A 23,043-nucleotide genomic window follows, 5' to 3' on the forward strand; every position below is an offset into this window, starting at 1 on the left:
CGCCGACTTCGTCTTCTGAGGTTTTGTGACATCGCCGGGGCGGCCGCCTGCCGCCCCAATCCCCCGGCCGGTCGCCCAAAGCGGCCGGCCTTTTTGCGTCCGGCCTGGAGGGATCAGCCCGGCGATTAAAAGACGAAAGTCTCTTCGCTCAACATGGCGCGCGTCACGTCCTCAAGCGTCACGCTCGCATCGGGCGCAAGCGTGATCACCAGCCCCGCCGCCGTATCGGCAAAAGCAAGCTCGGCGAAACTCCCGGCATAGGCAGAAACGTCGAGAACATCGGTGCCGACCTCAAAGCCATCGATGACGTCGTGACCGTTGCCGGAGACGGCGGCATAGACATCGCGGTCGCCATCAGTGCCGAAGATGAAGACGTCGTCGCCGCCCGAGCCATAGACGAGGTCGCGCCCCGCGCCCGTCGTCACGGTGTCGTTGCCGGCGCCGCCAAAGAGCGTGTCGTCGCCCGCGCCGCCATCAATGACATCGTTGCCGCCGCCGGCGCCGATCTCGTCGTTGCCGGTCTGGCCATAGAGGCTGTCGTTGCCGCCCCCGCCCCAAATCACATCGTCGCCGTCGCCACCATCGATATGGTCGCTGCCCGGCACGGCGCCACCGAAGATCGTATCGTTGCCGGCATTGCCGTTGACGATGTCGCTGCCGATGCCGGAGCCGATGAAATCGTTGCCTGCGCCGCCGTCGACGCGATCGTCGCCGCCGCCGGAAAAGAGCTTGTCGTCGCCATCCCCCCCAAGAAGCGTGTCATTGCCGGCGCCACGCCCACCGAAGAGGAGATCGCTGCCGGAGAAGCCGGAGAGGATGTCGGATCCCCCGCCCCCGAGGAGCACATTGTCGAGGCCGTTGCCGTTGATCACCTCATCGCCCGCGCCGCCGGCGGCATTCTCGATCTCGGCGCCATAGGCAACCGCCAGATTGTTGCTCATGCCGCCGATCGACGACCAGGCGCCTTCGCGCAAATCGATGACGGCGTTGTCGGCAAAGCCCGAGACATTCAACGTATCGATGCCGCCGCCGTCCCAGATCGTCACGATCGGCTCGGAATTGAGCGTGAAGTCGAAGACGGCATCATAGGAACCGAGACCCGCGGCGCCGAAGCCATAGGTCGTGTCGCCGGCGCGCGTGGCATAATCGGCGCCGTAGAGGTCCTGAATGGCGAGGATGTCATAGAGCATCGGCGTCTGGGCGTAATGCATGAGCCCGTCGGCGCCGACATGATTGGTGCCGCTGCCGTCCTCGTCGGCATCGAAATAGGACATGATGGTGAAGCGGCGCGTGTCTTCGGCGAATTCGGCAGCATCGGCATAGGTGACCGCCCCGCGGGCCGCATCATAGGTGCCGGGATGGCTCAACCCGAGCGAATGGCCGATCTCGTGGAGATAGGTGAGAAAGCCGTATTTGCCGTAGGCGATGTCGCTGTCGTCGTTGAGACTGCTCCAATGGCTGTTCAGCCAGACATCGGCGCTGATGAAGGAATCGTGGCCAGAGCCGAGACCATCATAGCGAAAGCTGTACGAGGTGTAGGTGCCGTTGCCCGAGGTGGTCGAACTCTCGCCGATCGAGATGCCGCCGCCGGCCGCCGTCCGCACGATATCAGGAGCGATGAGATCGTCCCACAGCGCAAAGGCCTCATCGGTCATCGCCGCTTTGTAGGCGGAGAGCGGCTGGAAACCCGCCGCCTCGCCGCTTCCCGATGCGGAGGAGAGGATGCTGTAGGTGATGGTGTGACCAGCCCAGGAGATCGGGCTCGGGGACGCTTCATGCGTCCACGAGGTCTGAAGCTGATCGATGACGGTGGCGGAACTGGTCGCTCCGGCGACTCCAGCCCCTGTCCCGTGGCCTGTCGATTCCACAGCGGCCGCGGCAAAACCCGTCTCGTCGCTCGAAAAGGACATTGCGGCTCCCTCGCCAGTTGCGAAGGTGTGCCTAACCATCCGGGCTTGAGTGGAGCTTGAGGAGGAAGTTTGAATTTGAACGACTAAAAAGTGCAACACGAAATCAGTGCGTGCACACGGGCCCGTCGCGTCTGCACAAAAGTCTTATCAGCTTGCCCGCCTCGCCTTTTCAGGGATCAACAACAGACTAGATTTTATAGAAATTAGAATGACTTACCGTTCTACGACTTCAAGCCCATTGCGAAAAGCCATTCGTCTCGGCAACCATTGGTAGGAAGCGGTTAACGCTTCGAGCCAGAACAAGGCACAGGAGGGGAATATGAGGTCCAGAAGCAAGCTCGTCGCGGCTTTGAGCGTCGTCTTGATGGCCGGCAGCAGCATGGCGGCCGCCGAGCAGGTCACCGTCACCTCATGGGGCGGCGCCTATCAGGACGCCCAGCGCGAAGTGTATTTCAAACCTTTCGAAGAGCAGACTGGTATCGACCTCGTCGAGGAGAGCTGGGACGGCGGCATCGGCGTGCTCCGCGCGCAGGTGGAAGGCGGCAACGCCACCTGGGACGTGGTGCAGGTGGAATCGGAAGAGCTGCAGCTCGGCTGCGACGAGGGCCTCTTCGAAGAGCTCGATTGGGACCAGATCGGCGGCAAGGACCGCTATATCGAGGCCGCCGTCAGCCCCTGCGGCGTGGGCGCGATCGTCTATAATTTCGTCCTCGGCTACGACAAGGACAAGATCTCCGAGGCGCCGAGCGGTTGGGAAGATTTCTTCGACCTCGACAAATACCCGGGCAAACGCGCTCTCCGGAACGGACCGAAGACCAATCTGGAAATCGCGCTGATGGCCGACGGCGTGCCGCCCTCAGAAGTCTACGACGTGCTTGCGACAGACGAGGGCGTGGAGCGGGCCTTCAAGAAACTCGACACGATCAAATCGGATCTCGTCTTCTGGGAGGCGGGCGCCCAGCCACCGCAACTCCTCGCCTCCGGCGAAGTCGCCCTCACCTCGATCTACAACGGCCGCGTCGATGCCGCGAACAAGGCCGATGGGCGCAATTTCGGCATCGTCTGGAACGAGAGCCTTTATACGCTCGATTCCTGGGTCATCCTCGCCGGCTCCAAGAACCTCGACGCCGCCTACAAATATCTCGACTTCGTCGGAGAGGCGGAAAATCAGGCCAAGCTGCCGATGAAGATCGCGTACGGCGTCACCAATCCCGATGCGAGCGCCATGATCGCGCCGGAGCGCCTCAAAGAATTGCCGACGGCGGACGAGAACATGAAGAATGCGCTCAAAATCTCCGACACGTTCTGGCTCGACAATATCGATCGGTTGACAGAGCGCTGGAGCCGCTGGGCCTCGACCAATTAGCGGTCCGATGACCGAGACAATGCTCGCGGGACCGCGTCAAACGCGGTCTCTGAAGCGGGATCTGGCGCGCGCCGAGCGCAAGCGCAAGCGCAACGCCTTCCTCCTCGTCCTGCCTCTCATCCTCTTCGTCGTCGTCTTCTTCGTCGCACCGATCGTCGGCATGCTGGAGCGCAGCATCGTCGACACGGACCTCATGGAAACCTGGCCCGAGACGGCCGAGGCCGTGCGGGCCTATGACTGGGAGAAGAGCGCCGTGCCGGACGAGCCTGTCTTTTCAGCGCTCGCGCAGGATCTGACGCGCTCCTACGAGGACCGCACGGCAGCGGCCGTAGCCCGACGCCTCAATTACGATATCTCGGGCGGGCGTTCGCTCGTCATGGGAACGGCGCGAAAGATCGCCCGCCTCGATCAACCTCCCGCCTCCTGGCGCGACACGCTCATCGAGACAGAGCCGGATTGGGGCCGCGCCGAAACCTGGGCCGCCGTGCGCCGTGCGGCAGGCCCCCTCACCGATTTCTTCCTTCTGCAGGCGGTCGACCGCCAGCGCGACATCGACGGCGCCATCGTGCCGGTGCCGACGGAGCGCGCCGTCTATCTGCAGATCTATGCACGCACCTTCATCATCGCGCTCACTGTCACGCTGCTTTGCCTCATGATCGGCTTTCCGATCGCCTACCTCCTCGCGGGACTTCCAGAGAACACGGCCAACCTTTTGATGATCCTGGTGCTTTTGCCGTTCTGGACGCCGCTTCTCGTGCGCACTGCGGCCTGGATCGTGGTCCTACAGGAGCATGGTCTCGTCAACCAGATGCTACAATTCCTGCATCTGACGGACGGACCGATCCGTCTCGTCTACAACCGCTCCGGCGTCATCATCGCCATGACGCATGTGCTTTTGCCGTTCATGATCCTACCGCTCTACGCGGTGATGCGCACCGTGCCGCCATCCTACATGCGGGCTGCCCGCTCGCTCGGCGCGCCGCCCTTTACCGCCTTCCGCCGTGTCTACATTCCTCAGGTGATGCCCGGGATCGCGGCCGGCTCGATCCTCGTCTTCATCATTGCGCTCGGCTATTACATCACGCCGGCGCTCGTCGGCGGCGCGGCCGATCAGATGATCTCCTACTATATCGCCTTCTACACCACCGACACGGTGAACTGGGGGCTTGCGGCGGCGCTCGGCACCGGCCTCTTCGCCGCAACGCTCATCCTTTATGCGATCTACAGCCGTCTCGTGGGCGGCGTTCGGGGGGTGATGTGAGCGGCGCAGTCACCGGCACAGAAAAGGCCTGGCGCATCGTCCTTTATGTGGTGGCGATCGGCGGCTTCTTTTTTCTCGTCGCGCCGATCCTCGCCATCGTGCCCCTCTCCTTCAACGACGGCCAGTTCCTCACCTATCCGCTGCGCGGCGTCTCCTTGCGCTGGTATGAGGATTTCTTCTTCTCTGGCACGTGGATGTCGTCGATCCGCAACAGCCTGATCATCGGCGTCTTCGCGGCCACGATCGCCACCTTCCTCGGCACGCTTGCCGCCACCGGGCTCTGGCTTGCGGATTTCCCGGGAAAACGCTTCATCAGCGCCTTCCTGCTCGCTCCGATGATCGTGCCGATGGTGATCTATGCGGTCGGGCTCTACTTCTATTTCGCGCCCTTCGATCTGACGGCGACCTTCACCGGCCTCATCCTGGCGCATGCCGTTCTCGGCACGCCTTTCGTCGTGATCACGGTCACCGCGACGCTTTCCGGCTTCGACCGCACGCTCATCCGCGCCGGCCTCAGCCTCGGGGCCTCGCCAGTCCGCGTGGCACGAAGCGTCGTCTTTCCGCTGATCGCGCCAGGCGTCATCTTCGGTGGGCTCTTCGCCTTCTCCGTGTCTCTCGAAGAGGTCATCACCGTGCTCTTCATCGGCGGACCCAACCAGCGCACCCTGCCGCGCGAGATGTTCTCAGGCATCCGCGAAAACATCTCGCCCACGATCGCGGCGGCCGCCACCATCATGATCGTGCTCGCGGTGCTTCTGCTCCTCACCGCGGAGTTTTTGCGCCGGCGCTCCTCGCGGCTCCAGGCGAGAGGCTGAATCGTGAGCGGCCGAATGGCGCTCACATGTCGAAAGGCATGCGCAGCTCGATGAGTGCTGCACGCCCGTTGTCGCGGGCACGCCGCAGCGATGTCGGGAGGTCGTCGAGCTTCGACGGGCGTTCGAAGACGAGGCCATAAGCCTTTGCGATAGAGTCAAAATCGGGCGGAGTCGGCTTCACGCCTTCCGGTGTAATGCCGCGCTCGACCATGAAGGTTTCGATCTCGCGAAAGCCGAAATTGTTCCAGACGATGAAGATCACCGGCGTTGCCGCGTCGATGGCTGAGCCGAGCTCGGCCAGCGAGAATTGCAAGCCACCGTCACCCAGAAGCGCCACGACCGGACGCTCAGGCTCCGCGAGCGCGGCGCCGATCGCCGCCGGCACTCCATAGCCGAGAGCGCCGAAGCCAGTTGCGGAATTGAACCAGCCTCCGGGCGTGTCGATGTCGCAATAAAGGTTACCGGCATAGACGGGCTGCGTGCTGTCGCCGACGAAAAGGACGCCTGGCAGGGCCTCGCGGATCACGTCAAGGATCGCAACCTCTGCCTGATAGGCTTTTCCGATCTCTTCGAAGGCTGCCGCACGAAGCCTGCGCGCCATGTCATCGCCGCATCGCTTGCCGCCGACCTTTGTCTCGCCGAGAGCGCAGCAAAGTTCGGCCGCGGTCGCTCGCGCATCTCCGAGGATCGCCATCGCGGCTTGCGGCCCTCGGGCGAGCTGCGCCGCATCGATATCGACGCGCACGAGCCCTTGAAGCTCGGGAAAGCCGCCGTCCTCGTAGACATCGAAATCGGTCGGCCCCATCTCGCTGCCGAGCGCCAGGACCGCATCGCATTCGGCCAGAGCCGCACGCACGGCTTCGAGGCTCGGGCTTGCTGGCACCCGCAACGGATGGCCGGCGAGAAGACCGCGGGCATTCGCCGTCGTGATCACCGGCGCGTCGAGACGTTCCGCCAGCGCCGTCACGTCGTCGTTGGCGCGTCTTGCCCCGCCGCCGGCGATGATCACAGGCCGCCGCGCCGCGGACAAGAGATGGGCGGCGGCTTCAAGATCGGCCGCTCCGGGGTGCGGATGCGACGGGAGGGCCGGCGCACGGGCGGGAAGTCCTGCCACCCGCTCCTGCATGACATCGACCGGGATCTCGATATGGACTGGCCCGGGCCGACCGGAATTGAGGATCGCAAAAGCGCGCGCCATGACATCAGGCAGATCATCGGCCGACAGAAGCGTGTGCGAGAAAAGTGCGAAGCTCTCCATCATCGCGCGCTGGTCCGGCAATTCGTGCAACGCGCCGCGGCCATGGCCAAGCGACCCACGGCGGCCGACGCCGGAAATCACGAGCATCGGCACGGAATCGGCCCGGGCCTGCGCCATCGCCGTGATGGTGTTGGTGAGGCCCGGCCCGGTGATGACGAGGCAGACGCCGGGCTTGCCGCTGACCCTGGCATAGCCATCCGCCATGAAGCCTGCGCCCTGCTCGTGGCGTGGCGTCACGTGTCGGATCTTCGAGCCGCCAAGGCCGCGGTAGAGTTCGGCCGTGTGGACGCCCGGAATGCCGAAGACGACCTCAACGTCGTGCTGTTCGAGAAGCGCGATCAGCGCCTCGCCCGTGCTTGCCGCCATTGCGTCTTGCGTCATCTCAGCGTTCATGCCCAGCCGCCTGCGCGTTTCGGCGCGACTGCATTCTCGGCAAAGCGGGCAATGCGGGCACAGGCCACTTCCAGTCGCTCATCAGGCACCGTCAGGCTCACGCGCACGAAACAACGCGCTTCGTCGCCGAAAGAGGCTCCGGGCATGACGGCCACGCCTTCGCTTTCCAGAAGTCCCCAGGCGAAATCCTCGCCGGTCAGGCCGCTGTCGCGCACGTCGAGCAGAATGAACATGCCGCCCTCCGGCATGATCGGGCGGGCGCCGGCCGTATTCCCGAGGAAGGTCGTTACGAATTGAGCCCGGCGGTGATACGCCTCGCGCATCCGTGCCGCCGCAGGCGACGGGCGTGACAGTGCATAGGCCGTCATATCGGCGATAAAAGGCTGGCCACCGAAAAGCATCGTTTCGGAGACCGGCAGAAGCCGGGAGCAGAATTCCTCGGGTCCGATGGCCCAGCCGCTGCGAAAGCCCGGCGCGGCATGCGATTTGGAAATCGAGGAGACCGCGATGGTGCGCTCCGCGAGTTCGGGGATGTCGAAGGGCGAAGCGAATGCACCTTCGAAGACGAGTTCCTCGTAGACCTCGTCAGAGACAATCCAGAGATCGTGGCGGCGACAGACCTCGCCGATCGCCTTGAGCTCGTCGTGGCTCAAAACGGCCCCCGTCGGATTGTGCGGCGAGTTGAGGAGCAGGACCCGGCAGCGCGGCGTCACCGCCTTTTCGAGATCCGCCGGATCAAGATGAAAGCGGTTGCGCGCATAAAGCGGCACGGACCGCAGCTCCGCCCCGCTTGCCCGGATGACACCCTCATAGGTCGCGTAGAGCGGATCGGCGACGAGCACCTCATCGCCCGCTTCGACGAGCCCCGTCATCACGGCAAAGAGCGCCGTCTGCGTGCCGGGAAAGCACAGAACGTTTTCCGGCGAGACCGTACGTCCGGACCGGCTTGTGTATTTCTCTGCCAGGATGTCGAGAAGCGCCGGATCGCCACGCCCAGCCGAATAGCGCGTGCGGCCCGCATGCATGGCGCGGCTGCATTCGTCGAGAAGCTCTTTCTCCGGCGGGATGTCAGGTTCGCCGATCGTCAACTCCAGAACCTCGGCACCTTCTGCCGCCATGGCCCGAGCGCGGAAGTGGACGGCCCATTTGCCCGAGCCGAGGTCGGCAAGCCGCTCCGTGATGGAGGCGTAGCGCATGTCGTTTCTACCTTCTTGTTTGGAGTTATGGCTGGCGTGTCGGGGTCATGAGCGGGCGAGACTGAGCCCCAGAAGTGCCTCGACGGCTTCGATACCTGCTGCGACCAGCTCGTCCTCGGCGAACATGTCTTCTGCCAGGCAGCGCTCGACCCAAAGCCCGTCGATGAGGGCATTGATCTGGATCGCGAGGCGCACGCGCTCCGCAGCCTCCGCATCGCGCCCGATTTCGGCGAACAGGGAAGCAATGAGATCTTCCAACTCGCGGCGAAACTGCAGGTAGCCCGCCCGGTGGATTGCCGCCATGGCAGGATCGACATGGATGAGGCTGATGAACGTCGCCCAGAGCGACAAGGCGCGGGGATCCGCCACCGGCGGCGTCAAATTGGCGGCGATGAAGTGGCGCAGTCGGCTTTTCGCGTCGCCCTCGGTGTCGGCGACCGCGGCTTTAGCGGCTTCCGTCATGCCCTCCATCACGGATTGATAGGCCGCCTCGATCAACTGGGTCTTGCCGGAGAAATAATGCCGGATGAGGCCGTTGGTGACGCCGGCGCGGGCAGCCACCTCGCGTACAGTGATCCCCTTGAGGCCCTTTTCCGCGATGAGGTCGAGGGTCGCCTGGATCAAAGCGTGGCGCCGCTCGTCCTGCGTTGCGCGCCTGAAGCTCCGCCGGGTCATGGTGCCCGACCGTTCGCCGGAGGCTGCCGGAACCCCAACGCCGGCCGGCGAAAAACCGCCATCGCGAGCTGCCCGATCTTGGGTGAACAGCACGATTTTATCCGTCCGGTACATGTCGATTTCGGCGAATCCGCCGCCACCCGTTTGGCCATGAGCGCATTTATGCACTTGCATAACTATCGTGCAAGTGTATCAATCCGGCCCTGGGCTTCGCCCTGGACACACTCCGATCTCTCGCGAAAGGAATGGACCCATCACTGGCTTCTCGAACGCGCTCATACGAGCTTGGCGGCCGTTTCCACGTTTGACGCCGTCCCAGTTTGAAGATCTGATCCCTGCCTCGAATGCGGTTTGGGAGACAGGCCGGTGAGCCAGGAAGAAGCGCCCGCATCGAGCATCACCGAGGCGCCGACAGCGGAGCGTCCTGAAGTCGTCCGTGTCGAAAACCTTCACAAATCCTTCGGCAGCCTCGAAGTTCTGAAGGGGATTTCGTTCACCGCCCACGAAGGCGACGTGATCGCCATCATCGGCGGGTCGGGATCTGGGAAATCGACGCTTCTTCGCTGCATCAACATGCTGGAGCCCCCGACCGCGGGCAGCGTCAGCGTGCATGGTGAAACCATCGCCATGAAAAGCGACGGCGATGGCGGCCTCGTGCCCGCCGACCGTCGCCAGGTGCAGCGCATCCGCACGCGTCTCGCCATGGTCTTCCAGAGCTTCAATCTGTGGCAGCACATGACGCTTCTCGGCAACGTCATCGAAGTGCCCGTGCATGTTCTGGGCGTCCCCAGGGCCGAAGCTGTGGAGCGGGCCCGTGCCCTCCTCGACCGCGTCGGTCTGAGCGACAAGGAAGACGTCTATCCGGCTTTTCTGTCCGGCGGGCAGCAGCAGCGCGCGGCGATCGCGCGTGCGCTCGCCATTCAGCCGGAGGTGATGCTTTTCGACGAACCGACCTCGGCGCTCGATCCGGAGCTCGTTGGCGAAGTCCTGTCCGTTATTCGCGACCTCGCGCATGAGCGCCGCACCATGGTTCTTGTCACTCACGAGATGAGCTTCGCCCGCGAGGTCGCCAACCACATCATCTTTCTTGCCGAGGGAGAGATCGAAGAAGAAGGCCCGCCGGAGGCCATCTTCGACAATCCAAAATCTGAGCGTCTGCAAAAGTTCATCGGATCAATTCAATAGCGTTGGCGTGCCGGGACGTCACACCGGTCGTCATCGCACCGAGCAAAAAGGGAACTCCTCATGCACCGCATCCTCAAAAGCCTCGCTGCAGCCGCGGCCGTCGTCGTCCTTGGAGCGGGCGCTGCCAGTGCCGAGACGAAAGTCGGCATCGCCGCCGAGCCCTATCCGCCATTCACAGTCCCGGATGCCGCCGGCAACTGGTCCGGATGGGAAATCGAAATCATGGATGCGCTGTGCGAAGAGGCAAAGCTCGATTGCACCATCGTGCCGACAGCTTGGGACGGCATCATCCCGGCCCTCAACTCCGGCAAGATCGACATGATCATAGGCTCCATGTCGATCACCGAAGAGCGTCTCAAGGTGATCGATTTCAGCGACAAATACTACAACACCCCGACCGCCATCATCGGCCTCAAGGATGTCGAGATCGAGCCCACCAACGAGAGCCTTTCTGGCAAGCTTCTCGGCGTGCAGCGCTCGACCATTCACGAGAACTACGTCCACAAGCATTTTCCCGACGCCGAGGTGAAAACGTATCAGACGCAGGATGAGGCCAACCAGGATCTCGTGGCCGGCCGCCTCGACGCTGTGCAGGCGGATTCCCTTGCACTCGCAACCTTCCTCGAATCCGATGGCGGCAAGGCTTGCTGCGAGATGAAGGGCGAAGTCGAGCCCGACGAGGAAATTCTCGGACCGGGCGTTGGTGTCGGCCTCCGCCAGGGCGACACCGAGCTCAAGGAGAAGCTCAACAAGGCGATCGCCGCGATCCGCGAGAACGGCACCTACGAGAAGATCTCCGAGAAATACTTCGATTTCGACATCTACGGGAAGTGAGCGGCTCGCTCGCAGCCTGGGGAGCGGGCATCCGCCCCTCCCCTTTTCCGCCCGGCTTCTGTCCCAGCAGGTTGCGCGCCGCCTGAAAAGGCATGCCGCTTGCTAGAAGCCAGGTGCGGTCATGCGGCCGTGCCAGCATCGATGCGCCACATCCAACCGTAATGTAATGGGTCCTTTAGAACTTCTTGCCTTTTCCCCGCCCGGCTGGGGCGGCGTCCTCCTGCGCGCCCTCCTGACCTCGCTCGAAGTCGCTGCCGGCGGCTATCTGATGGGGCTCCTGATCGGCGTCGGTGGCGCTTTCGGAAAGCTCTACGGCGGGCCGATCCTGCGCGACCTCCTGGAAGCCTACACGACGATTATCCGGGCCGTTCCCGAACTCGTCCTCATCGTCCTCGTCTATTATGCCGGCACAGATCTTCTGAACCGTCTGATGGCAGCCCTCGGTTACGCGCGCCTCGACGTCTCGGGCATGGCGGCCGGCATCGCTGTCATCGGTCTCGTCCAGGGCGCCTACTCAACGGAAGTCCTTCGTGGCGCCATCAAGGCCGTGCCTTCCGGCCAGATCGAAACGGCCCGCGCCTACGGCATGCCGCCGTTTCTGCTCGTGCGGCGCATCACCCTGCCCGCCATGCTTCCGCACGCCATTCCGGGACTTGCCAATCTCTGGCTGATCGCCACCAAGGACACGGCCCTTCTCGCCGTCGTCGGCTTCACGGAACTGACGCTCGCGACACGCCAGGCGGGCGGCGCGACGCGGGAATACATGCTCTTCTTCTGCGCCGCGGGGCTGCTCTATCTGATGGTGAGCCTCGTCTCCAATGTCGTCATCGCCCTCATCGAGCGTCGGGCAAGGCGCGGCATGCCTGGGTTCTCCTCATGAGGGAGGACAATGCCGAAGCCATACATGCCATGGCGGACCTCATCGATCCGGAAGAGGACAAGGGGGCGAAAAGCGAAAGCTGGTTGAAGCCGCACCGCGTCGTGCTGCTCCTGCTCGCCGCTCTCATGGTCGCCCTCATGGCGTTCAATATGCGCTGGGACTGGCTGCCGCTTTATTGGAAGGAAATGCTGGGCGGATTGTGGGTCACGCTCGCCCTTCTCGTCGGCAGCAGTATCCTCGGCTTTGCGATGGCGGTGCCTCTCGGTCTCGCACAAGTCTCTGGTCCCGCTCCTTTGGCATGGGCCGCCCGCGGCTTCTGCACCGTGATCCGCGGCACGCCTCTGCTCCTGCAGCTCTGGCTTCTCTATTACGGACTCGGCTCGCTGTTTCCGCAGATCCCGTGGATCCGCGGCTCGTTCATCTGGCCTTATCTGCGCGAGGCCTGGCCCTACGCGCTCGCCTCACTCACCATCTCGTTTGCGGGTTATGAGGGCGAGGTGATGCGCGGGGCCCTCGCCGGTGTGCCGAAAGGTGAGCTCGAAGCCGGGCGCGCTTATGGAATGAGCCGCTTCACCGTGCTGCGCCGCATCTGGCTGCCGCGCGCGATCCAGCGCGCTTTGCCGACCTTGAACGGCGAGATCGTGCTGCAATTGAAGGCGACGCCGCTGGTTGCGACGATCACGGTCATCGACCTTTATGCGGTCATCAGCGACGTGCGCCAGGACACCTACATCATCTACGAGCCACTTCTCTTTCTGGCCTTCATCTACCTTTGCCTGACCGGCCTCCTCGTCGCGGGCTTCCGCCATCTCGAAAATCGCATCCCCACCCGAGGAGTGTGAATGGGTATCGCGCCTGATCTCAGCAATGACCTGCCCGAAATCGTCGCCATGCGGCATGAGCTGCATCGCCATCCCGAACTCGGCCTCGAAGAGGAATGGACGTCGAATTATGTCGCCGAAAAACTCCAGGGACTCGGCTACGAGGTGCATCGCGGGCTTGCGAAGACGGGTGTCGTCGCGACGCTGACGAACGGCTCAGGAAAGCGCGCGGTCGGCCTTCGTGCCGATTTCGACGCCTTGCCGATCCAGGAAAAGACCGGCCTTCCGTATCAAAGTGAGATTCCCGATCGCATGCACGCCTGCGGCCATGATGGCCACACCGCGATGCTTCTCGGCGCGGCGAAGCGGCTCGCGGAGCGGAGAAATTTCGACGGCACCGTGCATCTCATTTTCCAGCCGGCGGAGGAGAATTTCGGCGGCGCCAAGATGATGGTCGACGAAGGGCTCTTCGAGCTCTTTCCCTGCGATGCCGTCTTTGCGCTTCATAACGAGCCGCAGCTTCCGTTCGGGCAGTTTGCTCTCAGAGACGGGCCGATCATGGCGGCCGTCGACGAGGCTCGGATCGTCATTACAGGCCGCGGGGGCCATGGGGCGCATCCCGAGGACACGATCGATCCGATCGTTGCCGCCTCTTCTATCGTCATGGCCCTGCAGACGATCGTCGCCCGCAACACGCATCCGATCGAGCCCGCTGTCGTCACCGTCGGCTCGATCCATGGCGGCTCGGCGAGCAACATCATCCCCGAGAGTGTGGAAATCGTCGTCGGCATCCGCTCCTTCGACGATGCGACCCGCGATCTTCTGGAAGAGAAGATCCGCCTGATCGCGACGCGCCAGGCAGCGGGCTTTGGCGCGCGCGCAGACGTCGACTATCTCCGAAGCTACGACGCCACCATCAACGATACGGCGGAAACGGACTTCCTCCGCGCCCAGGCGATCCGTTTCGCGGGTGCCGAGAATGTCACCGACCTTGCCCGTCCCTTCATGGGCTCGGAAGACTTCGCCTATATGTTGAAGGCTCAACCGGGCAGCTATTTCTTTCTGGGGACTGGGCGCGGGCCGGATGATCCACCGCTGCATCACCCGTCCTTCGACTTCAACGATGATATTCTGGCGACCGGCGTCGCTTTCTGGACGGAATTCGCCGAAGCCTTTCTGAGCCGGGCCTGAGCGCGACCGAACATTGACGAGATCTCTATGCTGAAAAAGACCGATTTCTACATCAACGGCAGCTGGGTGGCACCGGCCGAGCCGAACCCGTTTCCCGTCATCGACCCGGCGACCGAAAGTGAGATTGCCGAGATCTCGCTCGGGAGTTCCGCCGATATCGACAAGGCCGTGACGGCGGCGCGGGCCGCCTTTCCGACCTGGAGTGCGACAGACGTCACCGAACGCATTGCCGTGATCGAACGGCTCCTGACGATCTACCGGGCTGGCGCCGAGGAGATGGCCAAGGCGATCAGCACCGAAATGGGTGCACCGATGTCGTTTTCACGCGACGAACAGGTCGGCGCCGGCGACTGGCACATCGAAGGTTTTCTGAAGGCCATCCACGAGATCGAATGGGAGCGGCCGTTGCGCGCCGATGCGCCGAGCGAACGCATCATCAAGGAGCCGATCGGCGTTTGCGGGCTCATCACGCCGTGGAACTGGCCGATGAACCAGGTGACGCTCAAGGTCGTGCCCGCGCTTCTCACCGGTTGCACGGTCGTGTTGAAGCCGTCGGAAATTGCACCCCTTTCCTCGCTCCTCTTCGCTGAGATGATCGACGCGGCGGGTGTGCCGGCCGGCGTCTTCAATCTCGTCAACGGAGACGGGCCGAGCGTCGGGGCGGCGCTGTCCGCCCATCCCGACGTCGACATGATGTCGTTCACCGGCTCGACGCGCGCTGGCTCCGCCGTCACCAAGGCGGCCGCCGATACCGTGAAACGCGTGACGCTGGAACTCGGCGGCAAGTCGCCGAACATTCTCTTCGCCGATTGCGATCTCAAAAAGCAGGTCGAGGGCGGCGTGCGCTTCTGCATGGAAAACGCCGGCCAATCCTGCAATGCGCCGACGCGGATGCTCATCGAGGCCTCGGCCTACGAGGATGCGATCGCGATCGCCAAGGAGACGGCAGAAAAAGTCGCCGTCGGCGATCCACACGAGGAAGGCGACCATATCGGCCCGCTCGTCTCGCAGACCCAGTTCGACAAGGTGCAGGATCTGATCGAGGCCGGCATCGCGGAAGGTGCGCGTCTCGTCACCGGCGGGGCGGGCCGGCCGGCCGGCTTCAATCGCGGCTACTATGCGCGGCCGACCATCTTCGCGAATGTCATCCCCGAGATGCGCATCTGGCGCGAGGAGATCTTCGGACCGGTGCTTGCGATGACGCCGTTCAAGGACGAGGCGGAAGCCATTCGCCTTGCGAACGACACACCCTATGGGCTTGCCGCCTATCTCAGCACGCAGGATCCTGAGCGCGCCCGCTATGTCGCGTTGCAGCTGCGCGCCGGCATGGTGCGGGTCAACCGCGCGCCCTTCGCGCAAGGCAGCCCCTTCGGCGGCTACAAGCAATCCGGCAATGGCCGCGAAGGTGGTATCTTCGGTCTGGACGATTTCCTGGAGACGAAGACGGTCGCATTCGGCGACATGTTCTCTTGAGCAGGCCTTGAACCAGCTAGCAGTCGCGGTCGCCTCACGGCTGCGGTCGTGCCGTATTCTACGCCAGCTATTCGGCAGAATGCCGGGCCTGCGCCGCCTTCCTGTCCTCCCGCTCCCGCAGGAAGTCTTCGACGGAGGTCGGCGTCACGCCCCAGGCCGCAAAGCCTGGCTCCTCGGTCGCGACATTGGGCGCCTCCATCAGTTCCACTTCGGTGGAGGTCACCGGCGGTTTCGGCAGCCGCTCCGCTGCCGCCGCCAGACCTTTCCAAATGCCGATCGGCAATGGAACGAGCAAGCGCCGGACACCGACTTCGTCGGCAACGATCCCGACGAGTTCGCGGTAGGTGTAAGTGCGCGGGCCGCCGAACTCGTAGGTGCGCGGCTCCGGATCAGGTCCGGCAACCACGATACGCGCGATCGCCTCGGCCACATCTCCGACAAAGGTCGGTTGCAACCGCGTCTCTCCTCTCCCGAAAAGAGGAAAGATGGGGTATTTCCGCAGAAGGTCGGAAAATGTGCAGATGAAGCCGTCCTGCGGGCCGAACATGACGGCAGGTCGCACGATGACGGCGTTTCCAAAAGCACGACGGACGACGACCTCACCCGCACCACGCGCCCCGATATAGCGGGAGGGAGAGTTCGGATCGGCACCCACCCCGGAAAGCTGGACGAGAAGAGGCACGCCGTGTCGATGCGCCAGAGCGGCGAGCTGGCCCGCCGCTTCCACATGGATGTCGCGGAAGGTCTTGCCACCGCGCTCCACATAGAGGCTGACGGCATTGACGACGGCACCCGCACCCTCGACAAGCCTTGCCACGTCCTCCGGCCGTTCGATGTCGCCTTCCACAGCGGTGAGCCCGGCCGCCCGTCCGAGGAGATCCGTGATCTTGTTCGGATGGCGGGAGACCGCCCGCACATTTCGGCCCTTCTCGAGCAGGCGTCGGCAGATCCGGTGCCCGAGAAAGCCGCCGCCACCAAAAACGACGACCGGTGCTTCTTTGCCTGCAAAGGTGCCATCTTCGGGCATGCCGTATCTCCCCGCCAAGATTTGCTTCTTTGACGAACACAACTGCCCATGACGGACTTTGCTCCCTGCGCAATTGCCACACCCGATCACCGCATCCATGCGGATGGCAGCAAAGAAGCTTTTCAATCTCATCGGAACCGAAGATGCTGATCGATCGGCGGGCCGAGGCTGTCCTTCAATCTGTCGAAGCGTAACGAGGGTTCATTGCCCGCAGAATTTTGCTGATGAACACATCCCCCCTTCCCGACCGGCTCGCCGGCTGGCTACTGGTCGCCACCTGCTTTTTCGTCTTCCTGGCGCAATGGTCGGGCGAGAGCATTCTGGTCGGCGCGGAGATCGTCACCGTCATCCCGGCAGTGCTTCTTTTGGCGCGCCGCACCGGCCGCATGCAGACCGTCTTCCTTTCGGTCGCCTGCATTCTCTTCATCGCGGCGCTGGCAACCCGTCCGGACTGGCTGACGCTCACGACATCGGCTTTGAAAACGACCGCCTTCATCGCCGCCTTTTTCACCGCGACGACGGCGCTCCGCTACGCGGCCACGAGTTCGCCTGCGGTCATCGAGTGCGGCCGCCTCCTTGCCGAACAGCCTCCGGGCCGGCGTTATCTGGCGCTGACCACCGGCGGGCATCTCTTCACACTTGTCCTCAATTACGGCTCGATCGCACTCCTCGGAGCCCTTGCGGAGGAGAGCTCACGCAGGGAAGAGAACCCGCATATCCGCGCAGTTCGCCTGCGCCGCATGCTGCTTGCCATTCAGCGTGGTTTCGCCTCGGCCCTCACCTGGTCGCCACTCGCCTTCGCCACGGCGATCTCGATCTCGTTCGTGCCGGATACGACGTGGAAGGAGATTCTGGGTCCGAGCCTCGTCAGCTCTCTCATCCTGGCTGTAGGTGGCTGGCTTCTCGACACCCTCATCAAACCCAAAGTCTCGGCCTCGCCGTCGACCCCTATCGTGACGGAGTTGAACTGGACCAGCATCTGGCCGCTTCCCGTCCTCCTCGTCGTGCTCGGGGTCAGCGTGGGCGGAATTCATTTCGTCACGGGCGTGCGGGCGACCGCTGCGGTCATTCTCGTCGTGCCGATCATCTCGCTCGCCTGGATCGCCTTTCAGAACAGGCGTGATGCCCCGATGCGCCACGTGCGGGAGCGCACCGGCCTCTTCGTGACGCGCCAGCTTCTCGGCTACCGTAACGAGCTCGTGCTCCTCACCATGGCCGGCTTCATCGGCGGCCTCGGAGGGCATCTTCTGAGCCCATTCGTTCTCGGCGCAGGCTTCGACCTGTCCTCGCTTCCGGGCTGGCTGCTGCTCATCGGCCTCCTCTGGGTCATTCCGGCCGCCGGCCAACTCGGCATGAATCCGATCCTGGCCGTCTCCCTGATCGCGCCCCTGCTGCCTGCAGCCGCAGAGGTCGGGATCGATGCAAGCGATATCGCCGTGGCGATGACCGCCGGCTGGGCCCTTGCGGCCGCCAGCTCGCCCTTTACCGCAAGCACCCTCGTCGTCGGCGGCTTCGGCAGTGTCACCGCTCGCTATGTGGGTCTCGTCTGGAACGGCCTTTATGTCGTCGTGACGGGGCTCGCGCTGTCAGCCTGGGTCGCATTTCTCGCGTTCTGGTGAGCAAGTGCCAGGTCCCGACGCATCAATCCCGGCGCTCGCGGCCGACAATCGGCGTGCCTTCACGCGGTGACGGAAATGACGTCCTCGTCCTTGAAACCGACCCGCAGCGTCTCACCCGGCTGCGGCGGTGCCGACCGGCGGTCGTTGAAGAGATCGACATGGAGATGCGTGTCGCCGACCGCGACCCCGATGCGGATGACGGAACCGAGAAAGCTCACCGTTTCGACGCGGGCGTTGAGGCAGATGCCATTATCGGCTCCGTTGACGAGGTTGAGCGCTTCCGGGCGGAGGGCAAGGACGACCGGCTCCCCGTCGCGAACGGTCGCGGGAAGCTTCTTCAAAACCACGGATTGCTCACCGATCGCCACTTCCTGCGAAGCAGCGTTTTTCACACGCGCCTCGACGCGGTTGAGCGTGCCGACGAAATTGGCGACGAAAGGCGTTGCAGGCCGATTGTAGACCTCGAACGGCGCGCCGACCTGTTCGATGCGCCCGGAATTCATGACCACGATCCGGTCGGAGATCGACAGCGCCTCCTCCTGATCATGGGTCACGAAGATCGTGGTGATGCCGAGTTCACGCTGAATGTTGCGGATCTGCTCACGCAGCGACACGCGGATTTTCGCATCCAGAGCGGACAGCGGTTCGTCGAGAAGCAGCATGCGCGGGCTCGGCGCGAGTGCGCGGGCAAGCGCCACGCGCTGCTGCTGGCCGCCAGACAGCTCGAAGGCGTAGCGCCGGCCGAGATCTGGCAAACCGATCAGCTCCAGCATCTCGGCCACGCGCTCGCGCGCCTTGGCACGCGGAACCCCGGCAACCTTGAGGCCGAAGCCGATATTGTCCCTCACATTCAGATTCGGGAAAAGCGCATAAGACTGGAAAACCATTCCCACATTTCGCTGCGAGGGCTTCAGATGGGTGATCTCCCGTCCGTCGGCGAAGATGCGGCCCTTCGTCGGTTTTTCAAAGCCAGCGATCATACGGAGAACGGTTGTCTTGCCGCATCCGGATGGACCGAGCAGCGACACGAATTCGCCGCTGTTGAACGAGAGATCCAGGTCCTCAATGACCGTATTGGTGCCAAAGGTCTTGGTGATCGCTTCGAGACTGAGGAATTCTTCGGCCATATCAATCTTTTCTGGCGGTGCTCTTCGGGGCGAAGCGCGCGAGGAGCTGGATCGCGACCATCGCGCTCCAGGTGAAGACAAAAGAGATGATCGCGAGCGCCGAGGGCTCGTAGGCCCGGTTGGCGCCGATGTTCTGCATATAAGGACCAAAGCCCGGTCGGTTGAGCAGGCTCGCCAGGACGAACTCGCCCATGACGATGGCAAGCGTCAGGAAGGCACCCGACAAGACGGCGGTGATGACGTTAGGAAAGATGATCCGCGTCAGGATCCTGAGGCGGCCGGCGCCGAGAATGGTCGCCGCCTCCGTCAATGTCTGCACGTCGATGGTCCGGAGACCCGTATCGATCGCCCGGTACATATAGGGCATGGCGAGCGCCACATAGCCGAGCATCAGCAGGATATTGGTGCCCATCACCGAGCCGGTCAGGGGCAGAAAGGACGACGAATTGTAAAGGCGGATATAGCCGAAGACGAGAATGATCGGCGGGATGATCAGGGGCATCAGCGTGAGGAATTCCACGATCGGCCTGATCTGCGGCATCCTGAGCCGCACGAAATAGGCCGCCGGCATGATGATGACGATGCCGACAACTATGGTGCAAAGGCCGATCACCAGCGAATAAGTGAAGGTCTGCTGGAAGCCCGGATCGGCGAAGACATTGCGATAGGCGTCAAGCGTATATCCCTCGCGCCGGATGCTCAGCGAAAATTCGAAGGTCGCAAGCAGCGGCAGCAGGAAATAGGCCGCGCCCAGACCGAAGACGACCCACGACCAGAAGCGATTGCCTCTCATTTGAGCCACCTTTCAGCGCGGGTGCGCACGACCAGATAGACGACGTTGGCAAGAGCGGTGATCGCGATCATGCCGACGGCAAGAGCCGCCCCGAGCTGCTGGTTCTGCAGCACGTCGCCGCGAATCTGCGCGTAAAGCAGGATCGGCACGATATTCAGCGATGAGCCGGTGAGCGCATAGGCGGTCGCGATCGCCCCGAAAGCGTTGGCGAACAACAAAGAGAGCGTGCCGAGAAGGTTCGGCCACAAGACCGGCAGTCCGACATAACGCCAGAACTGCCAGGTGGAGGCGCCGAGCGTCTCCGCCGCTTCGCTCCACTCCCGCTTCAACCCATCGATCGCCGGCGTGATGATGAGGATCATCAAGGGGATCTGGAAATAGAGATAGGTGAGCGTGAGGCCCCAGAAGGAGAGGATGTTGAAGCCGGCGCGGTAAAGGTCGAGACCGAAAACCTCCCGCAAAATGATGGTCACGAGACCCACGCGCCCGAGCGTCGCGAGAAAGGCGAAAGCGAGCGGGATGCCGGCGAAGTTCGAGGCGACGCCGGAAAAGGTCAGAAGCGTGGATCGGATCACCGGCGGCAGACGCCCGCGAATGACGGCAAGGGCGATCGCAAGGCCGATCAGGCAGCCGAGCGCGGCAGAAGCGAAAGAGACCCGTATCGAGATCGAAAACGAGCGCAGGATCTGAGGCGTGAAGAGTGCGCCAATATTGTCGAGCGTGAGCCCGCCCTGCCCGTCGGAAAAGGCTGTCGCGAAAAGGCCCAACGTCGGCAGGATCAGGAACATGATCGCAAACGCCAGAAACGGCAGGATAGCGATCGCTTCCCCAGGCCTCAGCTCGGCGAACATCTGGGAAAATCGGCGCCTTTGCGCGGGCAAGGCAACTGACCCGGATTGATCCGGGCCAGTCGTTTCAGTCGGAAGCGCGAGCGGCTTGCCGTTATTCCGCGACATTGGCGCCGACCACGGAATCCCACTTCTCCGTGATCACGGCCTTCGCGGCATTTTGCTGCTCGATGGTCGGAAACACGGCCTTGGCGTAGGATTCCGCCGGCGGCAGCGCATCGAGAAGCTCCTGCGGGATCTTTTTCTGTTCGGCGAGCGCATTGAAGCGGATCGGATGGCAATAGCCGGCGAGCCAACCAAGCTGACCTTCGTCGGAATAAAGGTATTCCATCCAAAGCTTCGCGGCGTTCGGATGCGGCGCGTAAGCGCTGATCGCCTGGACGTAGACGCCGGCCACGACACTGTCGGACGGGACGACGACGTCGGCGGCGGGATTGCCCTCAAAACCGTCGCGCCAGGCGAGCGAATTGTAGTCCCAGGCGACGACGATCGGTGTCGTGCCCTGTGCGACGGAGGCCGCCTTGCCGATCACCGGAACGAAATTGCCGCGCTCGTTGAGCTGCTTGAAATACTGGAGCCCGGCCTCTGCAGCCTTGTCGAGGTCGCCGCCGTTTTCGGCGAGGCCGGCTCCGACCACACCCTGGATAGCCTGGTTGGAGGCGCGGGGATCACCTGACAGAGCAACGGCGTTGGCGTATTTTTCGTCGAGGAGATCGGCCCAGCTCGACGGCGCTTCGCCGACGATATCCGTATTCACGAGGAACGACAGAACGCCGTAATAATCGCCGTACCAGTAACCGTCGGCGTCCTTCGCGTCGTCCGGAATCTCGTCCCAGGTGGAGACCTTGTAGGGCTCGATCAGACCTTCTTCCTTGGCCTGCGGGCCAAAAGCGAGGCCGACATCGAGAACGTCGGGCGCCTGCGGGCCGGTGTTGTTCTTGTTGGCTCGGACGGCCTCGAGCTCATCGGCTGAACCCGCATCCGGGTTCAGTTCGTTCACCTGGATGCCAGGATACTTCTCCTTGAACCCGTCGATCACATCGCCATAGCCGCACCAGGAATGCGGCAGCGCAATCGTGGTGAGCTGCCCCTCTTCCTTGGCAGCTTTGTACAGCGCATCAAGGTCCGTCTCGGCGCTCGCCGTCATCGTCGTGGCCAGGAGGGCAACGACGGATACCGAGGCAGCGTATAGAGTTGTGGTTTTCATTATGCGACTCCGTGCTGTGGCTCGGCCCCCGTTCGAATGAGAGTCGCCAAGCCGAACGTCCACTAGAACCGGCCCATGACAGATCCGTGACGCTGCGTCGGTACGGCGGCTTTGTTCACGCCACGCAACGAAAGACAATTTGTCTGTGGCGCATCCCCGCTTCGTGTCGGTCGTGTCTTGGGTCCCCGTAACCTTCGTCCTAAGAAGGCCCGATCGCAAGCTGCAAGACACATGCGCGCAGAAGAAGAATGGGACATCGGCGATGAAGAAAATCTACGTCATCGGGATCGGGGCAGGCGATCCGTCCGACCTCACGCTGCGGGCAATCGAGGCGATGCGGGCCGTCGATGTCTTTTTCTTCATGGACAAGGACGGCGCCGGCAAAGAGAATTTGATCGCCTTCCGCCAGGAGGTGCTCGCCCGGGCCGTGCCGGAGGCCTCTTACCGAAGCATTCATGCCACCAGCCCGGAACGCCCGAAAGACGGGCGCGACTACGAAAAAGGCATCGACTGGTGGCGCAGCGAGCGACGGCGGATCTTTCGCGAGATGCTGTCGGAGCTCGGCCCTGAGGAAACCGGCGGCTTCCTGATCATCGGCGATCCGGCGCTCTACGACGGCACCACGCAGATCCTGCATGAGCTCGCCGCCGAAGGCTTTGAGATCGACTTTGAGGTGGTGACCGGCATCACGAGCCTGCAGACCCTCGCCGCCCGTCACCGCATTCCGTTGAACCGCATCGGCGAAGAAATCACCGTCACCACCGCGCGCCTCTTGGCCGATACCGAGCCCGCGAAGATCTCCAATACCCTCGTGATGCTCGACGGGCGCGCCACCTTCCTGCGCTTCAAAGAGAGCGATCTCCATATCTACTGGGGCGCTTATCTCGGCATGGAAGAGGAGATCCTCATCGCCGGACCGTTGAAGGAGAAGGCGGATGAAATCGCCGAAACGATCGAGACATCGCGCTCGCGCCACGGCTGGATCATGGATGCCTATCTTCTTCGGCGGCCGTGAGGGGTGATCAGCGTTCCGCCTTGCCGTCACGTAACCCCTTGTGGTTGCATCGCACGCAATCTTTTCAGCGAAAATGAAGGATCTATTCCAAGCCCTTCTGTGACCTGATTAATTTTTGTGAAACCATGCCGCTCAAACTGCGGCCTATT

20 protein-coding genes are annotated in these 23,043 nt (G+C 63.0%); 11 read left to right on the forward strand and 9 right to left on the reverse strand.

Annotation, left to right across the window (positions count from 1 at the left end; genetic code table 11):
- Nucleotides 1–125: 125 nt before the first annotated feature.
- Nucleotides 126–1,910: a M10 family metallopeptidase C-terminal domain-containing protein gene (locus tag J2R99_RS00005; protein WP_307152472.1), complete on the reverse strand. Its 1,785-nt coding sequence runs from the start codon at nt 1,908–1,910 to the stop codon at nt 126–128.
- 319 nt (nt 1,911–2,229) lie between these two features.
- Here J2R99_RS00005 and J2R99_RS00010 point away from each other — a divergent pair, with 319 nt between their 5' ends.
- Genes J2R99_RS00010 through J2R99_RS00020 form a run of 3 tightly spaced genes read left to right on the forward strand, consistent with a single transcriptional unit; the run spans nt 2,230 to nt 5,352 of the window.
- Entirely contained in the window at nt 2,230–3,276 is a 1,047-nt protein-coding gene (locus J2R99_RS00010) for an ABC transporter substrate-binding protein (RefSeq protein ID WP_307152473.1), read from the forward strand.
- Nucleotides 3,277–3,283: 7 nt separating this feature from the next.
- On the forward strand, nt 3,284–4,537 hold the full coding sequence (locus J2R99_RS00015) for an ABC transporter permease (RefSeq protein ID WP_307152474.1): 1,254 nt from the start codon (nt 3,284–3,286) through the stop codon (nt 4,535–4,537).
- A complete protein-coding gene (locus J2R99_RS00020; protein ID WP_307152475.1) occupies nt 4,534–5,352 on the forward strand; it encodes an ABC transporter permease in 819 nt (272 codons plus the stop codon). Before J2R99_RS00015 ends, J2R99_RS00020 begins: the two co-directional genes overlap by 4 nt.
- Nucleotides 5,353–5,374: 22 nt before the next feature.
- Here J2R99_RS00020 and J2R99_RS00025 read toward each other — a convergent pair whose 3' ends face one another.
- From J2R99_RS00025 to J2R99_RS00035, 3 genes are read right to left on the reverse strand one after another with little or no spacing between them, the layout of a single operon-like run.
- A complete protein-coding gene (locus tag J2R99_RS00025; protein WP_370872237.1) occupies nt 5,375–7,003 on the reverse strand; it encodes a 5-guanidino-2-oxopentanoate decarboxylase in 1,629 nt (542 codons plus the stop codon).
- Nucleotides 7,000–8,199, reverse strand: coding sequence for a pyridoxal phosphate-dependent aminotransferase (locus tag J2R99_RS00030; RefSeq protein WP_307152476.1), 1,200 nt, complete (start codon nt 8,197–8,199; stop codon nt 7,000–7,002). Before J2R99_RS00030 ends, J2R99_RS00025 begins: the two co-directional genes overlap by 4 nt.
- A 45-nt stretch (nt 8,200–8,244) precedes the next feature.
- On the reverse strand, nt 8,245–8,874 hold the full coding sequence (locus J2R99_RS00035; RefSeq protein WP_307154095.1) for a TetR family transcriptional regulator C-terminal domain-containing protein: 630 nt from the start codon (nt 8,872–8,874) through the stop codon (nt 8,245–8,247).
- 396 nt (nt 8,875–9,270) lie between these two features.
- On the opposite strand from J2R99_RS00035, the gene J2R99_RS00040 reads away from it, so the two are divergent.
- From J2R99_RS00040 to J2R99_RS00065, 6 genes are all read left to right on the forward strand, one after another.
- A complete protein-coding gene (locus tag J2R99_RS00040; RefSeq protein WP_307154096.1) occupies nt 9,271–10,059 on the forward strand; it encodes an ABC transporter ATP-binding protein in 789 nt (262 codons plus the stop codon).
- Nucleotides 10,060–10,119: 60 nt separating this feature from the next.
- Complete coding sequence (locus J2R99_RS00045) at nt 10,120–10,893, forward strand: transporter substrate-binding domain-containing protein (RefSeq protein WP_307152477.1); 774 nt, start codon at nt 10,120–10,122, stop codon at nt 10,891–10,893.
- Between the two features lie 166 nt (nt 10,894–11,059).
- Nucleotides 11,060–11,773, forward strand: coding sequence for an ABC transporter permease (locus J2R99_RS00050; RefSeq protein WP_307152478.1), 714 nt, complete (start codon nt 11,060–11,062; stop codon nt 11,771–11,773).
- The gene (locus tag J2R99_RS00055) at nt 11,770–12,615 is read left to right on the forward strand and encodes an ABC transporter permease (RefSeq protein ID WP_370872238.1); all 846 of its coding nucleotides are present in this window, start codon (nt 11,770–11,772) and stop codon (nt 12,613–12,615) included. Before J2R99_RS00050 ends, J2R99_RS00055 begins: the two co-directional genes overlap by 4 nt.
- Nucleotides 12,616–13,785, forward strand: coding sequence for a M20 aminoacylase family protein (locus J2R99_RS00060; protein WP_307152479.1), 1,170 nt, complete (start codon nt 12,616–12,618; stop codon nt 13,783–13,785).
- Nucleotides 13,786–13,812: 27 nt separating this feature from the next.
- A complete protein-coding gene (locus J2R99_RS00065) occupies nt 13,813–15,258 on the forward strand; it encodes an aldehyde dehydrogenase family protein (protein WP_370872239.1) in 1,446 nt (481 codons plus the stop codon).
- A gap of 67 nt (nt 15,259–15,325) precedes the next feature.
- On the opposite strand, the gene J2R99_RS00070 is transcribed toward J2R99_RS00065, so the two are convergent.
- Nucleotides 15,326–16,285 carry a complex I NDUFA9 subunit family protein gene (locus J2R99_RS00070; RefSeq protein WP_307152480.1) on the reverse strand — a complete coding sequence of 320 codons (960 nt, stop codon included), beginning with the start codon at nt 16,283–16,285 and terminating at the stop codon, nt 15,326–15,328.
- A gap of 224 nt (nt 16,286–16,509) precedes the next feature.
- On the opposite strand from J2R99_RS00070, the gene J2R99_RS00075 reads away from it, so the two are divergent.
- Nucleotides 16,510–17,904 (forward strand): hypothetical protein, encoded by a 1,395-nt coding sequence (locus J2R99_RS00075; protein WP_307152481.1) that lies wholly within the window; start codon nt 16,510–16,512, stop codon nt 17,902–17,904.
- A 59-nt stretch (nt 17,905–17,963) separates the two neighbouring features.
- On the opposite strand, the gene J2R99_RS00080 is transcribed toward J2R99_RS00075, so the two are convergent.
- From J2R99_RS00080 to J2R99_RS00095, 4 genes are all read right to left on the reverse strand, one after another.
- On the reverse strand, nt 17,964–19,031 hold the full coding sequence (locus J2R99_RS00080) for an ABC transporter ATP-binding protein (protein ID WP_307152483.1): 1,068 nt from the start codon (nt 19,029–19,031) through the stop codon (nt 17,964–17,966).
- A 1-nt stretch (nt 19,032) separates the two neighbouring features.
- Nucleotides 19,033–19,824: an ABC transporter permease gene (locus tag J2R99_RS00085; RefSeq protein ID WP_307152484.1), complete on the reverse strand. Its 792-nt coding sequence runs from the start codon at nt 19,822–19,824 to the stop codon at nt 19,033–19,035.
- Nucleotides 19,821–20,675 carry an ABC transporter permease gene (locus tag J2R99_RS00090; RefSeq protein ID WP_307152485.1) on the reverse strand — a complete coding sequence of 285 codons (855 nt, stop codon included), beginning with the start codon at nt 20,673–20,675 and terminating at the stop codon, nt 19,821–19,823. Before J2R99_RS00090 ends, J2R99_RS00085 begins: the two co-directional genes overlap by 4 nt.
- Nucleotides 20,676–20,766: 91 nt before the next feature.
- Entirely contained in the window at nt 20,767–21,879 is a 1,113-nt protein-coding gene (locus J2R99_RS00095; protein ID WP_307152486.1) for an ABC transporter substrate-binding protein, read from the reverse strand.
- A gap of 262 nt (nt 21,880–22,141) precedes the next feature.
- Here J2R99_RS00095 and cobF point away from each other — a divergent pair, with 262 nt between their 5' ends.
- The gene (gene cobF / locus J2R99_RS00100; RefSeq protein WP_307152487.1) at nt 22,142–22,894 is read left to right on the forward strand and encodes a precorrin-6A synthase (deacetylating); all 753 of its coding nucleotides are present in this window, start codon (nt 22,142–22,144) and stop codon (nt 22,892–22,894) included.
- Nucleotides 22,895–23,043 lie beyond the last annotated feature (149 nt).

This window comes from Rhodopseudomonas julia (genome assembly GCF_030813515.1).
Lineage (GTDB): Bacteria > Pseudomonadota > Alphaproteobacteria > Rhizobiales > Afifellaceae > Afifella > Afifella julia.